The sequence below is a fragment of the Wenjunlia tyrosinilytica genome (assembly GCF_014646055.1).
In the GTDB taxonomy this organism is placed as follows: Bacteria; Actinomycetota; Actinomycetes; order Streptomycetales; family Streptomycetaceae; genus Wenjunlia; species Wenjunlia tyrosinilytica.
Genome location: NZ_BMMS01000010.1, coordinates 187,692 through 203,216, shown reverse-complemented (window position 1 = coordinate 203,216; position 15,525 = coordinate 187,692). Strand labels below are relative to the sequence as shown.

The following is a 15,525-nucleotide window of genomic DNA, read 5'->3' as shown; positions in this document are numbered from 1 at the left end:
CCTCATCGGTTCACATCCGGCGGATCCGCAGGTAGCGCTGCACGTCCGGCAGCACGGCCTTCGTCAGCAGCAGCGTCGCTCCCAGCGCCACCGCCGCGGTGGCGGCCATCCACATCCGATCCATGCCCGTCTCCTTCGCTCGCTCGGTCGTCGGTGAAGCGGTTGTCGGTGAAGCGGTCGTCGGTGAAGCGGTCGTCGGTGGGGCGGTTGGCGGCGTCGCCTGTGAGGGCCGCGTCCGGCCGCCCGACCACGGCGGGGCCGGGTCCGCGCACGATCTCCAGGACCAGGTCCACGGCCCGGTCGACGGCCTGCGCCACCGGTTGGCTCAGGCCGATCCCCTCGTCGAGGTCCATCGGCTCGCAGCCCACCACCAGCACCTGCTCGGGCACCGTTCCGCCCGCGCCCTCGCGCAGTTCGTGCACCAGGGCGAGCACGGCGGCGGGGTCCATCGAGTGCCCGTCCATCGGGGGTCCCGGGGCCTTCGCCGCGGTGGCGGGGGCCTCGACGAGGTGCACGGTCCCCGGCCGCGCTCCCCGGGAGGCGGTGTCCACCAGGACGAGCCTGCGGTAGCCCTCGAGCAGCCGGTAGGCGAGGTGGACACCGCGGATGCCGACGTCCATGACGTCCACGTCCTCGGGCAGGGGATGTCCGGCCAGCCGCCGTACGGTCTCGACGCCGAAGCCGTCGTCGCCCAGGAAGATATTGCCCACTCCGGCCACCAGGGTGCGGTCGGCCGAGGGGACCCGGGGTGCGGAGGCGGTGCTCATACGTCCTCCTCGGTCAGCGGCTCCACCTCGTCGGGGCGGAAGTAGAGGAAGCGTCCCTGCTCGCGGCGCACGTCCGCGCCCGGGTCGCCGTCGACGACCACCGCGAAGTGCACCTCACCGTCGACGTCGTGCAGGACCGCCTCGACCGTCGCCGTCCGCCCGTGCAGGAAGATGTCCTGCGCGTCGGTGCGGCGCTGTCCCGGCCGCAGCGCCACCCGGCTGCCCGCTCCCAGGGCGCAGCCGGACACACTCACGGTGTCCCTGTCGGGGTCGACCTCCGGATCGTTGCCGGGGTCCCACCAGGGCATGCCCGGACCCGTGGGCAGCGAGGGCACCGCCGGGGGCTCCGTCCCGTCCGGCTCCTTCCCGTCCGGCCCGCTCCTGTCCGGCCCGCTCCTGTCCGGCCCGCTCCTGTCCGACTCCGTCCCGTCCGCCGGGGACTCGTCCTCGTCCCGCGTGACCTCCCGAAGCCCCCGAATGGCCCCGTGCAGCCGCTCCATCACATCGGAGGGGAGGGTGTCCACGAGGTCGATCACCTCGGCGGCCCGCTGGTCCGTGCCGCGCGCCTCGCGCTTCTCGCCCTCGGTCAGGGCCGCGGTGCGCAGGGAGAGGATCTCGTCGATCTCGGTGGCGTCGTAGAGGGTTCCCGCGCTCTCGGCGGCCACCTGCGGGCGGTCCTCCAGGATGATCGGCGAGGACAGCAGGACGTCGTCGCCGTCGGGTGTGGCCAGCACCGGCCAGGTGTGCTCGTTGCGGCAGGCCTCCGCGGCCGGGCGTGCCCATTCCGGAGGGTCCGTCATCGACACGAAGCGCCCGCCGGGCAGTCCGAGCAGGAGATGGGCGCCGACCAGGCTGTACGGCAGCGCGTCCTCCCGTCCCGCCCGCGAGGCGGGAGGCGCCCAGGGAGAGGTGTTGCGCACCGTCGCGGTCAGGCGCATTGCGCCGTACGGGCCGGGCACCGGCTCCATCCGCAGCCGGATCTCGCCCTCCAGCCGCTGCGCCTCACGCCGCAGGCGGGCGGCGGTGCGGCCGTCGGCGCCCTCCACGGCCTCGTACTCGCGCGACCACGGCCGGGTGAAGCGGGCGGTGTGGCCGTCGCCGGACAGCTCCTCCAGCGGCACGGCCAGTTCGATCCGCTCCTCGCTGCCCTCGTCCCAGGGCACCAGGACCCGGTCGGGCAGTTCCAGCTCCGGCACCTCCTCGAAGCCGCCGCCGTCGGCGAAGGGGCGCTCCACGGTGCGGCGCCGCACATGGAGGAAGCGCAGCTCCACGACGAGCCGTTCGGCCCCGCGCGGCTCCAGGAGGCACTCGGTGCGCTGGTGGGCGTGCTCGCCTCCGGCGTCCTCCCATGACTGGGGAACGAGCACCCCGAACTGCCAGCGCATCCGGTTCTTCGCCGCCGAGGCACGGTAGGGGTAGAGCACATAGCCCTCGAAGAGCACGGCGTCGGCGGCCTTGCGGGCCTCGGCGAAGCCGTCGCGGACCCGGGTGGTGGAATCGCCGGTCATCGGGCCCACCCCCTCTGCGGGGCCGCACGAGTCCCCGTCCCACTCTGCGGGGCGTTCGGTGTCCCCGCCTGTGTCCCTGCCTGTGTCTCCTGTGCCCTCGGTGTCTTCTGTGTCCCCGCCTGTGTCCCCGTCGGTGTCCCCGCCTGCGCCTGCGCCTGCCGAGCCTCGGCCGTACGCAGGAGTTCGTCCACGACGTGCTCCCAGGACGGCAGCGCCCGCTGCGAGCGGTAGCGCTGGAGCGCGTCCAGGCTGTCCCTGCGCAGCAGAAGCCAGCCGGTGTTGGGGAAGTACTGGTCGATCATCTGCTGCCACACCCGCACCGGCATACGGACGGTGGCCTCCTTGTGCCAGGGCACCGGCTCGGCCCGAAAGCCCCGCTCCCCGGTGAAGACGGTGCCGGAGAAGAGCAGGAGCAGCGGGACCTCACCGCCGGCCAGCGCCCGGAAGTACTTCGCGGAGGCGACCTCCGTGTCATAGGTGCAGGGCACCGGCAGGTCGGTCTCCGTCGACCCGGTGAAGCCGGGGACGGTGATCGAGGCATGAGCGAACTGGAGGGGCTTGAGGGTGGTGCCCCAGCGTTCCGGCTCGCCGAACAGGTCGCCCAGCAGCGCCGCCTCTCCCGCGTCGTACTTGCGGCGCGCGGGTTCGATGCGGATCTGGCAGCGCAGCGCGAGCGCGTGCACCCTCTCCCCGCCCGCCGCGTCGATCCGCAGCCGGAACAGCAGCGTGGGCCCGGCCGCGTAGTCCTCGGGGCGTACGTCCGTGCAGGTGAAGTCGAGGTCGGTCACGGCGTGCTCCCCTCGGCGTCGGCGCAGGGACGGGCGTGCTCGCGGACTCGCTGGAAGAACTCGGCGAGGTCGGCGCGTGCCTCGGCCCCTCCGTCGAAGCCCTGCCAGTGCAGGCGCATCCTGCCGACCAGCTCGTAGCAGGTGTCGATGGGGACGAGGAAGCACTCCCCGTGCTCGCCCTTCTCCCGGTGCACGAGCAGCGCCTCGACATCGGGCTCCAGGGTCTGCGCGAGGCGGCTGCCCCCGATGACGTCGTCCCAGGTCTGCGGGTCGAGCTCGCTCTCGGTGGCTCCGGCGGGGCTGGGGTAGAAGGCGACGAGGCGCCCGAGGTCGGAGTTGCGGAAGAAGAAGACGAGCGCCACGGGGATCTGCAGACGGTTCCAGTCGGCGTCGTCGAGGGTGAAATCCGGGTCCCGCAGATAGCGGTCGGGTACGGCGCGGAAGCGGCCCGACCCCGCTCCCGGCCGGGTGAACAGCATGTGGCAGGGGACGCACGAGCATTTGAGGGCGCGCTGCCGGGTGTCGACGAGGTGGCGGTGCTCCGGCGGCAGCGTCTCGCCGCACAGGTCGCACCGCTCCTCGGCGGGACCCGCGGGGCGCCGGGTGAAGCGGCGCAGGGCGGCCGGCCCGGTCGGCGGCCCCGCCTCACCACCCCGGCCACCCCGGTCCTGGGCACCCCGGACCTCGGAAGCCCGGACCTCCGGAGCCCGGCCAGGACGTGGACGGGCCCGGTCCGGACGGACGGCCCGCTCCGGCCCGGCCTGGATCCGGCGAGCCGTCATGTCGTGGCCTCCTGAAGCACCGCGGGCAGCGCCACCCGCACCGTGCCGTCCTGCTCCAGCAGGGGCACCGGCTCCAGATGACCGGCGCTTCCCCGCCCGGCCCGGCGTACGTCGTACCGCTGCGAGCAGCCGGGGCAGACCAGTTCGGAGCCGTCGAGCGTCCCGTCGTGGACGGGGTGCCCGCAGGCCGGGCAGTGGTCGCGGTAGGCGTACAGATTCCCGGGGAGGCGGACCACCAGCAGGGACAGCCCCTCCACCCGGTGGACCGCCGTCTCGCCGTCGGCCGACGGCAGCGGCCCGGTCAGGGTGTGCCACCGCGCTTCGCCCTCGCCCGCCGAGGGCGGGGAGGCCGGCGGCGCGGTGGCCGACGACGCCGATGCCGTGCCCGGCGGGCCGGACATGATCTGCAGCAGTTCGGGATTTCCGGGGGCGTCGGTGACGCCCTCCACCTCGACCGCGGCCACCTCGGGGGCGGCCCGGGCCACCGCCCCCTCGATGGTCCAGCGGACGGTCTGCGTGGAGGACGGGCATCCGTCGCAGCTGCCGCTCAGGCGCAGCGTCAGGACACCGGTCCCGGGATCGAGGCCGACCACCTCGACGTCGCCGGCGTGCGAGCCGAGGTAGGGCCGGACCTCGTCCAGGGCTTTCTGGACGCGGGTCATGGTGTCGTCGGGATGCAGGTCGTGCAGGACCAGGAGCCCGGCCACGAGCTCGTCGTGGGTGAGCGCCTCGAGGGCGGCGGCGCCGTCCTCGCGCGCCTCCATCAGCTCCACGATCCGGGCCAGGCCCGCTCCGTAGAACTCGACGATCTGGCGCACGAGTTCGTCGGCGGTGTCCCGGACCGCGGGTCCCGCGGTCCGGTCCAGCTCGTCGAGGAGTGCCGATATCCGCTCCCCCGCCTGCTGCTGTTCCTTCGCTGCCGATCCCATGGCACCGCCTTCCTGCTCCCTGCCGGGACGCATGGCCGTGGACCTGTCGGATCCGTTCAGCCACCCAGCCCGCTCAGGCCGGTGGGGGTGTGGATCTGCTCGAGCGTCCTGCCGTCGCCCAGGTACATGTGCACACCGCACGGCAGGCAGGGATCGAAGCTGCGCACCGCGCGCATGATGTCGATGCCCTTGAAGTTCTCCACGTCGTTCTCTTCGAAGATGGGGGTGTTCTGCACCGCGTCCTCGTAGGGGCCGGGGGTGCCGTAGGAGTCGCGCACGCTGGCGTTCCACGGAGTCGGCGGGTACGGGTGGTAGTTCGCGATCTTGCCGTCGCGGATCACCATGTGGTGCGAGAGGACCCCGCGCACGGCCTCGGTGAAGCCGCAGCCGATGGACTCGTCGGGGACCTCGAAGTGCTCCCAGGTCTGGGTGTGGCCCGACCTGACCTCGTCCATGGCCTTCTCCACGAAGTGCAGCGCCGCCGCGGCGGTGTACGCCTGGAAGTAGGTCCTGGCGCGGTTGCGCTCCAGCGCGTTGCTCCAGCGCGGGATCTTCCACTCGAACGTGGTCTCCGGCTTGGTCATCGTCCTGGGCAGGTTGATCTTCACACTGTGGCCGGTGGACTGGACGTAGCCGATGTCGACCAGACCGGACAGCGCCGTGGACCACAGGCGGGCGATGGGTCCGCCGCCGGTGTCGAGGGCGAGGTGCTCGGAGCCGTTGAACCAGCGCGGGGACATCACCCAGCTGTAGTTGCCGTCGAAGTCGCGCTTCTGCGGCGCCGGGATGGTGTGCTGGTTCCACGGGTGGCGCTCGTCCACGGGGTTGCCCAGCGGGTCCCGCTCCACGAACTTCTCCTGGCCCGCCCAGTCCTCGTAGTACGAGCTGCCGAGCAGGATGCGGATGCCGAGGTTGATGTCGACCAGGTCGTTGGTGATGAGCTCGCCGTCCACGATGATGCCCGGGGTGACGAACATGCGCTTGCCCCACTCGCTCATGCGGCGGTAGGTGAAGTCGCAGTACTCCGGGTCGTTGAGGGCGCCCCAGCAGTTGAGCAGGACACGCCGCCGCCCGACCTCCTCGTAGCCCGGTATGGCCTCGTAGAAGAAGTCGAACAGGTCGTCGTGGAGCGGCACCACGCGCTTCATGAACTCCACGTAGCGCATGAGCCGGGTCAGGTAGTCGGTGAACAGCTGCACGGTGGCGACCGTGCCGACACCGCCCGGGTAGAGCGTCGAGGGGTGCACATGGCGCCCCTCCATCAGGCAGAACATCTCCCGGGTCATCCGGGACACCTGGAGCGCCTCGCGGTAGAACTCGCCCTCGAGCGGGTTCAGGGAGCGCATGATGTCGGCGATGGTGCGGTAGCCGTGCTCGGCCGCGTGGGGGGCTGGGGTGCGCTCGGCCTGGTCCAGCACGCCCGGGTTGGTCTCCTTGACCATCTTCTCGCAGTAGTCGACCCCGACCAGGTTCTCCTGGAAGATGTTGTGGTCGAACATGTACTCGGCGGCCTCGCCGAGGTTGATGATCCACTCACCGATGTGCGGCGGCGCCACCCCGTACGCCATGTTCTGCGTATAGACGGAGCAGGTGGCATGGTTGTCGCCGCAGATGCCGCAGATGCGGCTGGTGATGAAGTGTGCGTCGCGGGGATCCTTCCCCTTCATGAAAACGCTGTACCCCCGGAAGACGGACGAGGTGCTGTAGCACTCCGCGACCCGCTTCTGCTTGAAGTCGACCTTGGTGTGGATACCCAGGCTTCCCACGATCCGGGTGATCGGGTCCCAGGACATCTCCAGGAGCCCGCTGCCGTCATCCGCTTTCTTCGTCTTCGGCGTCATCGTTCGCGCACCCTTCCTCAGCCTTCGGATTCCGGTCCGCCGCTCGCGGTGACGCGGCTGCCGCCACGCGTGGTCACCACGGCGGCCGGTAGCCCGTCAGGATCTTGTCGCCCCTGTGCCGCCACTTGGGTTCCTTGTCGACCGTCCTCGCGGTGATGTCACGCAGCTTGCGGATCACCGTTCCGTAGGCGCCGCTCGCCGTGCTGGAGATGCGGGCGCCCGGCGGCTCGTCCATGAACGGCATGAACTTGTCGGGGAAGCCCGGCATGGTGCACGCGATGCAGATGCCGCCCACGTTGGGGCAGCCGCCCACGCCGTTGATCCAACCGCGCTTGGGCACATTGCACTTGACCACGGGACCCCAGCAGCCGAGTTTGACCAGGCACTGGGGTGAGCCGTACTCGGTGGCGAACTGGCCCTGCTCGTAGTAGCCGGCGCGGTCGCAGCCCTCGTGGACCGTCGCACCGAACAGCCAGGTGGGGCGCAGTTCCTCGTCCAGCGGGATCATCGGCGCCGATCCGGCGGCCTGGTACAGCAGGTAGGTGAGCGTCTCGGAGGCGTTGTCCGGGTGGACCGGGCAGCCGGGGATGCAGACGATGGGGATTCCGGCCTTGGACTTCCAGTCCCAGCCCAGGTAGTCGGGTACGCCCATGGCGCCCGTGGGGTTGCCCTGCATGGCGTGGATGCCGCCGTAGGTGGCGCAGGTGCCGATGGCGACGACGGCGAGCGCCTTGGAGGCCAGGCGGTCGATCCACTCGCTCGTGGTGATGGGCTGGCCGGTCTCGGGGTCGTCCCCGAATCCGCACCAGTAACCCTCCCTCTTGATGGCCTCGTTGGGGATGGAGCCCTCGATCACCAGGACGAAGGGTTCCAACTCGCCGCGGTCGGCCTTGAAGAACCACTCCACGAAGTTGTCCGCCCCCTGCACGGGACCGCACTCATAGTCGATGAGGGGCCAGTGGACGGCCACTTTGGGCAGGCCGGGCAGCGCGCCGAGCGCGATCTCCTCGATGGTCGGCTGCGTTGCCGCCGTCAGCGCGACGGAGTCCCCGTCGCAGCTCAGCCCGGCGTTGATCCACAGGATATGGATCGGGGATTCCTCGGTGGCGTCGATCGTGTCGACATCTGCGGAGGTGGCGGTTGTCTCGCCCATGGAGGTCCTCCTCCGAAATGAATAAGGAGTGACGCGTGTGTACTCCCTGGATAGCCGACGCCTCCCGAGCCGAGTAAGTGCTGGACGGCCCTATGGACTCATCGGGGAAGGGTGCCGGGGCGGGTACGGGTTCGGGGCCCGTGCGCCGGGACCGGGGCACCGGGGTCAGCGGGCCTCGGAGTCAGGGTGCCCCGGGGTCAGGGGGCCCGGGGTCAGGGGGGCAAGCGGGCAAGGGGCAGGAGTCAGAGGCGGATCCTGCGCCGGGGTGAGGGGCCCGGCTCAGCGGAGGTGGACGCCGACCAGGCAGGTGTCGTCGTCGGTGTCGGAGCTGCTGTGGGTGAGCAGGTGGTCGAGACGCTCCTCGAGTCCGGGACGGGACTCGGACGCCGCTCGCACCAGTTGGTCAAGGGACTGCTGGAGGAAGCGGTCCCTGCGCTCGATGAGCCCGTCGGTGTACATCAGCAAGGTGTCGCCGGACCGCATCTCGAGGACCCTCTCCTCGTAGTCGGCCTCGGACTGGGCGCCCAGCAGGATGCCCTTCGGCAGCGGGAGGGCTTCGGCGGCGCCGTCCCGGATGAGGACGGGGGGAAGGTGCCCGGCGCGGGCCCAGCGCAGGGTCCGGGTCTGGGGGTCGTAGACGCCCACGACGGCGGTGGCGGTCACCTGCTCGGTGAGGTGGTGGGTGACGGTGTTGAGCCAGCCCAGGAGCTGGCCGGGCCCGGATCCGGTGGTGGCGAGCCCCCGCAGGGCGTTGCGCAGCGCGACCATGCCGGTGGCCGCCTCGATGCCGTGGCCCGCCACGTCGCCCACGGCGAGCAGGACCTGTTTGGAGGGCAGCACGACCGCGTCGTACCAGTCTCCGCCGACGAGGCTGTCGTTCTCGGCGGGGCGGTAGCGCACCGCGATCTGGAGGCCGGAGGCATCGACCTGGGCCGGGGCAGGAGGCATGATCGCCTCCTGGAGCTGGAGGGTGAGGCGCTTGCGGTCGGCGGCGTGCTCCTCGCTGTCGGCGAGCCGGTCGCGGGTGGCTGCCAGCGCCACCTCCGTCCAGTGCTGCGAGGAGATGTCCTGGTAGGCGCCCCGTACGGCGACGAGGCAGCCGGCCTCGTCGAGGACGGGTTCGGCGAGCACGCGCATGTGGCGCACCACGGTGTCGGGGCGCTGGAGCCGGAAGGCGACGGAGGACGCCCGGTGGTGGTGCAGGAGGGTGCGCAGGAACCGGCCGATGGCGACGCCGTCGTCGGGGTGGGCACGGGAGCGCAGCTCCCTCAGCGGCACGGGAGCAGCCGTGGAGGAAAGGCCGTGGAGGGCGAAGAGCTGACTGCTCCAGGAGACCTCGCCCGTGACGGGATTCTCCTCGAAGCCTCCGATGCGGCCGAGGCGCTGGGCGTGCTGGAGCAGACTGGACAGCCGGGCGGCCTCGTCCTGGACCCGCCAGGTGACCAGCAGGCATTCGCCGTACCGGCCGATCCCCACCGCGGCCCTCAGCGGCGCGGGGCCGGGGGTGTCCGCGAGAACGATGTCCTCGGTGCTGAAGGGCTCGCCGGTGGCGTGCACATGGAGGGCCTGCTCGAACAGCCCGCCCTCGGCGGCGGCACCGGGGTGGGCCTCGAGCAGTGAGCGTCCGGTGAGGTCGGCGCGGGGGCGCCCGGCGAGGTCGGTGACGTGCTGGTTGAGATGGACGACGGCGAAGTCGCGGACGCGGCCGTGGTCGTCGACGAGGGGCTGGAGCAGGACGGCGGGATCGAGGAGCGCGTCGGCGAGGTCGACCAGGGGCGCCCTGCGGTCGTGCTCGGCGAACTGCGCCGGGTCGCCTCCCTCCGCGCTGAGCGGGGCCCGGAGGGTGTGCGCGCACAGATCGGCGAGCGCCTGGAGCTGCCGCCCGACCGCGGGTGTGAGCGGGGGCAGCGGCCCCGGCCAGCAGACCTCGACAGCCCCGAGCAACCGCCCCGCCACTCGAGCCGGCAGGACCACCCGTCCCCCGGGCGCCTCCCCGCGTCCGATGGAGGCGGCCGCGGCGTCGGCGGGGTCGCTCATGAGGCCGTCCCCCGCGGGCCCGTCCCCTGCGGGCCCGGTCTCGGCAGGCCCGGTCTCGGCAGGCCCGGTCTCGGCGGGACTGTCCGCCACCAGCATCGGGGTGCTGCCCGTGAGGGCTCGTTGGGCCAGGCTCCCCACCCCCGGAGGGACGTGGCGCCAGCCTGCCGCCTCCGCGGCGGTGAAGCCCGCGTGGCCGCGCAGCGCCAGGGAGCCGTCGCCGGCCGCGGACCAGACGGCGAGCGCTGTCGCTCCCAGCGGTCTCAGGGCGTTATCCAGCAAGGACTCGGCGGCCACCTGTGTGTCCGGCGCGTCGGACACACCCGATTCCGCGATCCGCAGGCGCAGCGGGGGCAGCACGCCGTCGTCGGCGGCCCCCTCCCCGTCGTCGGCGCGGCTCAGTGCGTCGCCTGCCGCCTCGTCGACGATGTCCGCGGCCAGCTCCGCGACCGGTGTCCTGGCGCTGTCGGCGAGCTGGGCGAGATGCCGGGCGGCCTCGGCGGGGCCGCATTTGAGGCGCTCCACCAGGATGCCCTTGGCCAGTTCCACGACACCACGGGCCCGCGCGGCGGCGCGCGCCGCGTCGAGCTGCGCCCGAAGCCGTTCGACGGTCTCGGCGAGGTGGCCGGGACCGGGGTCCGGCGGCAGGGGGCGCGGCCCGGTCATGGCCGGGCTCCCACTGCCACGGGTGACGGACTCAACGGTGTCGCTCCTCGGTGTCCTCGACCGCGCCCCTGCCCCGCATCCGGCCGGTCACAGGTCCAACCATCTCTTCATGCAGGCGATGAGCACGTCCGCGTCGACGGGCTTGGTCACATAGTCGCTCGCCCCGGAGGCGAGGCTCTTCTCCCGGTCGCCGTGCATGGCCTTCGCGGTGACGGCGATGATCGGCAGATGGGAGTACTCGGGCATCTCCCTGATGGCGGAGGTGGCCACATGCCCGTCCATCTCCGGCATCATCACGTCCATCAGGATCATGTCGATCCCCGGGGTGCTCTCGAGCACCTCGATGCCCTTGCGCCCGTTCTCGGCATGCAGGACGTTCACGCCGTGCAGTTCCAGGATGCCGTTGAGGGCGTACACATTGCGGGGATCGTCGTCCACGACCAGCACCGTGCGGCCGGCCAGTCCGCTGTCCACGCTCTCCCGTACCTCCGGCACCACGCTGCGCCCGGCGGCCCCGGACCGCACCAGCGGCACCACGTCGTCGGCCGTCTCCGCCGTCAGATGCAGGGCGATGCGCTCACGCAGCTCGTCCAGGCTGGGCAGCAGCTCCACCGCCCGCGAGCGGGCGTGCTCGGCGACCAGGCGCTCCTGTCCGGGCTCGAGCCGGCGGCTGTGGTGCGCGAGCACCGGGACCCGGGCCAGCGCGGGCTCGTCGTCCAAGGCGCGCAGGAACCGCATCGCGGCGTCGTGCCCCATCCCGAGGTCCAGCACGACGCAGTGGTAGGCCTCGGCCCTGAGCGCGGCGGCCGCGTCCTGCGCGCCCACGACGGCGCGCATCCGCACCGGATCACGCTGGTCGGCCAGCCCCCGGTTCTCGGTCAGGTCCGCGACGACGCTCTCCGCCACCAAGGACAGCAGTCCACGCGGGCTGTCCTCCACCACCAGCAGGCACCGGCTCTGCCGGGCGGCGGCCTCCGACGGCTGGCCCTCGAGCGGCCGCGGTCCCGAGTCGTCCGACTCCGCGGGATGCGGCAGCGCCGCCGCCTCCTCGAAGTCCCGCCGCGCGACCGGAAGGAAGAGGGAGAAGGTGCTTCCCTCACCGAGGACGCTGGAGGCCTGGACCGCCCCGCCCAGCAGGTAGGCGATCTCCCGGCTGATGGACAGCCCCAGGCCCGTGCCTCCGTATTTGCGGTTGGTCGTCCCGTCCGCCTGCTGGAACGCCCCGAAGATGGTCTCCAGTTGCTGTTCGGCGATCCCTATGCCGGTGTCCACGACGCGGAAGACCACGGCCTGGCCGTGCGGCCGCACGAAGGGCGGCAGTTCGGACTCCTCCGCCGGGGCGATCCGCAGCTCCACACTGCCCGATTCGGTGAACTTGACGGCGTTGGACAGCAGATTGCGCAGCACCTGCCGCAGCCGTGAGTCGTCCGTGACCAGTTCGCCGGGCACGCCGGGAGCGACGCCGATACGGAAGTCGAGCCCCTTCTGCGAGGTCAGCGGGCGGAAGGTGACCTCGACGTATTCGAGGAGCTGGCGCAGCGAGACCCGCTCCGGGCTGACGTCCATCTTGCCCGCCTCGACCTTGGACAGGTCGAGGATGTCATTGATCAGCTGGAGCAGATCGGAGCCCGCCGAGTGGATGACTCCGGCGTACTCCACCTGCTTGGGGGTGAGATTGCGGCCGGGGTTCTGGGCGAGCAGCTGGGCGAGGATCAGCAGGCTGTTGAGGGGGGTGCGCAGCTCATGGCTCATATTGGCCAGGAACTCCGACTTGTACTTCGACGCCAGCGCCAGTTGCTGGGCGCGGTCCTCGAGCTCCTGCCGGGCCTGCTCGATCTCCAGGTTCTTCGTCTCGATGTCGCGGTTCTGGCTGGCCAGCAGCGCTGCCTTCTCCTCCAGCTCCGCGTTGGAGATCTGCAGTTCCTCCTGGCGGACCTGGAGCTCCTCGGAGCGCGCCCTCAGCTCTCCCGCGAGCCGCTGGGACTCGTCCAGCAGCTCGTCGGTGCGGGCGTTGGCCACGATGGTGTTCATATTGACGCCCACGGTCTCCATGAGCTGGTCGAGGAAGCCGCGGTGGACCTGGGTGAACGGGTGCACGGCCGCGAGCTCGATCACTCCGAGCACCTGGCCCTCGACCACGATGGGCAGGACGATCAGGCTCGCCGGGGCGGCCCGGCCGAGTCCCGAGGAGATGGCGACGTAGCCCTCGGGGACGTCGTCGACCGCGATGGTCTGGCGGCTGCGGGCCGCCTGCCCGACCAGGGACTGGCCCAGCCGGAAGCGCATGGAGCCGGGCACCGCGTTGTCGGGGTGGCCGTAGGAGCCGATCAGGACGAGCCGGGTGCCCTCGGGCGACTCCTCGGCCAGGTAGAAGGCGCCGTACTGGGCGGAGACCAGCGGAGTGAGCTCGTCCATGATGAGCTCGGCGACGACGGCGAGGTCGCGGCGGCCCTGCATGAGCCCCGAGATCCGGGCCAGATTCGACTTCAGCCAGTCCTGCTCGTGATTGGCCCGGGTGGTCTCGCGCAGCGACTCCACCATCGAGTTGATGTTGTCCTTGAGCTCCGACACCTCTCCCGAGGCGTCCACGGTGATCGAACGGGTCAGGTCGCCCTCGGCGACCGCGCTGGTGACCTCGGCGATCGCGCGGACCTGGCGGGTGAGGTTCCCGGCGAGCTCATTGACGTTCTCGGTCAGCCGCTTCCAGGTGCCGGAGACGCCCTCCACCTCGGCCTGGCCGCCGAGCCGGCCCTCGCTGCCCACCTCGCGGGCGACCCGGGTGACCTCGGCGGCGAAGGAGGACAGCTGGTCGACCATCGTGTTGATGGTCGTCTTCAGCTCCAGGATCTCGCCGCGGGCGTCCACGTCGATCTTGCGGTTGAGGTCGCCCTTGGCGACCGCCGTGGTGACCTGGGCGATATTGCGGACCTGGTTGGTGAGGTTGTTCGCCATCGAGTTGACGTTGTCGGTGAGGTCCTTCCAGGTCCCCGCCACATTCGGCACCCTGGCCTGGCCGCCGAGGATGCCCTCGGTGCCGACCTCGCGGGCCACGCGGGTCACCTCGTCGGCGAACGCCGAGAGGGTGTCCACCATGGTGTTAATCACTCCGGCAAGGGCCGCCACCTCGCCCTTGGCCTCCACCGTGATCTTCTGCGACAGATCGCCCTTGGCCACCGCGGTCGCCACCTGGGCGATCGAGCGCACCTGCCCGGTGAGGTTGGACGCCATGACGTTGACGTTGTCCGTGAGGTCCTTCCAGGTGCCGGAGACTCCCCGCACCGTCGCCTGGCCGCCGAGGTTCCCCTCGGTGCCGACCTCCCGGGCGACGCGGGTGACCTCGTCGGCGAACGCCGAGAGCTGGTCCACCATCGTGTTGATGGTCTCCTTCAGCTCCAGGATCTCCCCGCGGGCGTCCACGCGGATCTTCTGCGACAGGTCGCCCTTGGCCACCGCCGTGGTGACCTGGGCGATCGAGCGCACCTGGGCGGTGAGGTTGTCGCCCATGACATTGACCGATTCGGTCAGGTCCTTCCAGGTGCCGGAGACCCCCTTGACGTCGGCCTGGCCGCCGAGGCGGCCCTCGGTGCCCACCTCCCGGGCGACGCGGGTGACCTCGTCGGCGAACGCCGAGAGCTGGTCCACCATCGTGTTGATGGTGTTCTTCAGCTCCAGGATCTCCCCGCGGGCGTCGACCGTGATCTTCTGCGACAGGTCGCCCTTGGCCACCGCGGTCGCCACCTGGGCGATCGAGCGCACCTGCGCGGTGAGGTTGCCCGCCATGAAGTTCACCGAGTCGGTCAGATCGCGCCAGGTGCCGCCGACGCCGGGCACCTGCGCCTGACCGCCGAGGCGGCCCTCCGTGCCCACCTCCCGGGCGACGCGGGTGACCTCGTCGGCGAACGCCGAGAGCTCGTCGACCATCGTGTTGATGGTGTTCTTCAGCTCCAGGATCTCCCCGCGGGCGTCCACGGTGATCTTCTGCGACAGGTCTCCGCGGGCCACCGCCGTGGTGACCTGGGCGATATTGCGCACCTGGTCGGTGAGGTTGCCCGCCATGAAGTTCACCGAGTCGGTCAGATCGCGCCACACCCCGCCGACACCGGGCACCTCGGCCTGGCCGCCGAGGCGGCCCTCGCTGCCGACCTCGCGCGCCATACGGGTGACCTCGTCGGCGAACGCCGAGAGCTGGTCGACCATCGTGTTGACGGTCTCCTTCAGCTCCAGGATCTCCCCACGGGCGTCCACGTCGATCTTCTGCGACAGGTCCCCCGTGGCCACGGCGGTCGCCACCTGGGCGATGTCGCGCACCTGGGTCGTCAGATTGCCCGCCATGGCGTTGACCGAGTCGGTGAGGTCCTTCCAGGTGCCCGAGACCCCCGGTACCTCCGCCTGGCCGCCGAGGCGTCCTTCCGTGCCGACCTCGCGGGCCACCCGGGTCACCTCGGAGGTGAACAGGGACAGCTGGTCGACCATCCCGTTGAACACCGTGGCGATCTCGCCCAGCAGGCCGTCCGCGTCGTCCGGCAGCCTGGTCCCGAAGTCTCCGTCGCGGACGGCCGTCAGCCCGGCCAGCAACTGCCCCAGCTCGGGCGCGCCCGCGCCGTCGCCCGGCCGGGGGGTTCTGCCCTCCGCCGCAGTACGCGCGTTTCGATCTCTGTTCTCGCCCACCATGCCCGCCCTCACAAGCTTGCCCGCGTACAACCATTCCACCCGTCGGCGAAGCACGACGGACCGGTCTTGCGGACCGCCTGTTCTCCCAAGCGGGCCTGGGTCCATGATTCCACGAGCCGTCTCCCCCTCGGCCACCGTGAAGCGAGGAAAGACGGCGCACCGGGGCGCGGGAAGCCGCCTTCGAGCCACCCTGTGGCCGCTCCACCACCGACCGCGGCTCCTCCACCACCCCTGGCCGGCCGGACGCGGGGCGGCGGCTGCGCCGGATGCCGGGGCACTCCGGGAGGAGATGGCCCGGACGGCCGCAATCGGATCAGCCGCGGCTGTTCCGCCCTTCTCGGGCGGCGCAAGCTTGATGTACACCGCGCGGTACGGGGTAGCGATGC

General features: G+C 71.4%; 9 protein-coding genes. All 9 read right to left on the bottom strand.

The features are described from left to right. Positions 1-2: 2 nt before the first annotated feature. A complete protein-coding gene (locus IEY86_RS38490) occupies positions 3-767 on the bottom strand; it encodes a hydrogenase maturation protease (protein ID WP_189131908.1) in 765 nt (254 codons plus the stop codon). Further along, complete coding sequence (locus tag IEY86_RS13710; RefSeq protein WP_189131907.1) at positions 764-2,275, bottom strand: hypothetical protein; 1,512 nt, start codon at positions 2,273-2,275, stop codon at positions 764-766. Before IEY86_RS13710 ends, IEY86_RS38490 begins: the two co-directional genes overlap by 4 nt. Then, positions 2,272-3,063, bottom strand: a complete 792-nt coding sequence (locus IEY86_RS13705) for a DUF6084 family protein (protein ID WP_189131906.1) — start codon at positions 3,061-3,063, stop codon at positions 2,272-2,274. The genes IEY86_RS13710 and IEY86_RS13705 overlap by 4 nt, the downstream gene beginning before the upstream one ends. Then, positions 3,060-3,845, bottom strand: a complete 786-nt coding sequence (locus IEY86_RS13700; protein WP_308425140.1) for a DUF5947 family protein — start codon at positions 3,843-3,845, stop codon at positions 3,060-3,062. The genes IEY86_RS13705 and IEY86_RS13700 overlap by 4 nt, the downstream gene beginning before the upstream one ends. Continuing rightward, positions 3,842-4,774, bottom strand: a complete 933-nt coding sequence (locus tag IEY86_RS13695) for a NifU-related iron-sulfur-binding protein (RefSeq protein ID WP_189131905.1) — start codon at positions 4,772-4,774, stop codon at positions 3,842-3,844. The genes IEY86_RS13700 and IEY86_RS13695 overlap by 4 nt, the downstream gene beginning before the upstream one ends. 56 nt (positions 4,775-4,830) lie before the next feature. Next, positions 4,831-6,615, bottom strand: coding sequence for a nickel-dependent hydrogenase large subunit (locus tag IEY86_RS13690; RefSeq protein ID WP_189131904.1), 1,785 nt, complete (start codon positions 6,613-6,615; stop codon positions 4,831-4,833). A gap of 73 nt (positions 6,616-6,688) precedes the next feature. Further along, positions 6,689-7,768 (bottom strand): NADH-quinone oxidoreductase subunit B family protein, encoded by a 1,080-nt coding sequence (locus tag IEY86_RS13685; protein WP_189131903.1) that lies wholly within the window; start codon positions 7,766-7,768, stop codon positions 6,689-6,691. 279 nt (positions 7,769-8,047) lie between these two features. Next, complete coding sequence (locus IEY86_RS13680) at positions 8,048-10,468, bottom strand: SpoIIE family protein phosphatase (RefSeq protein WP_189131902.1); 2,421 nt, start codon at positions 10,466-10,468, stop codon at positions 8,048-8,050. 87 nt (positions 10,469-10,555) lie between these two features. Continuing rightward, entirely contained in the window at positions 10,556-15,139 is a 4,584-nt protein-coding gene (locus IEY86_RS13675; protein ID WP_189131901.1) for a HAMP domain-containing protein, read from the bottom strand. Positions 15,140-15,525: the final 386 nt, after the last annotated feature.

What these genes read in the sequence shown, in the direction of transcription:
- IEY86_RS38490 (WP_189131908.1), bottom strand. Translation starts at nt 767, where the DNA reads ATGAGCACCGCCTCCGCACCCCGGGTCCCCTCGGCCGACCGCACCCTG.
- IEY86_RS13710 (WP_189131907.1), bottom strand. Translation starts at nt 2,275, where the DNA reads ATGACCGGCGATTCCACCACCCGGGTCCGCGACGGCTTCGCCGAGGCC.
- IEY86_RS13700 (WP_308425140.1), bottom strand. Translation starts at nt 3,845, where the DNA reads ATGACGGCTCGCCGGATCCAGGCCGGGCCGGAGCGGGCCGTCCGTCCG.
- IEY86_RS13695 (WP_189131905.1), bottom strand. Translation starts at nt 4,774, where the DNA reads ATGGGATCGGCAGCGAAGGAACAGCAGCAGGCGGGGGAGCGGATATCG.
- IEY86_RS13690 (WP_189131904.1), bottom strand. Translation starts at nt 6,615, where the DNA reads ATGACGCCGAAGACGAAGAAAGCGGATGACGGCAGCGGGCTCCTGGAG.
- IEY86_RS13685 (WP_189131903.1), bottom strand. Translation starts at nt 7,768, where the DNA reads ATGGGCGAGACAACCGCCACCTCCGCAGATGTCGACACGATCGACGCC.
- IEY86_RS13680 (WP_189131902.1), bottom strand. Translation starts at nt 10,468, where the DNA reads ATGACCGGGCCGCGCCCCCTGCCGCCGGACCCCGGTCCCGGCCACCTC.
- IEY86_RS13675 (WP_189131901.1), bottom strand. Translation starts at nt 15,139, where the DNA reads ATGGTGGGCGAGAACAGAGATCGAAACGCGCGTACTGCGGCGGAGGGC.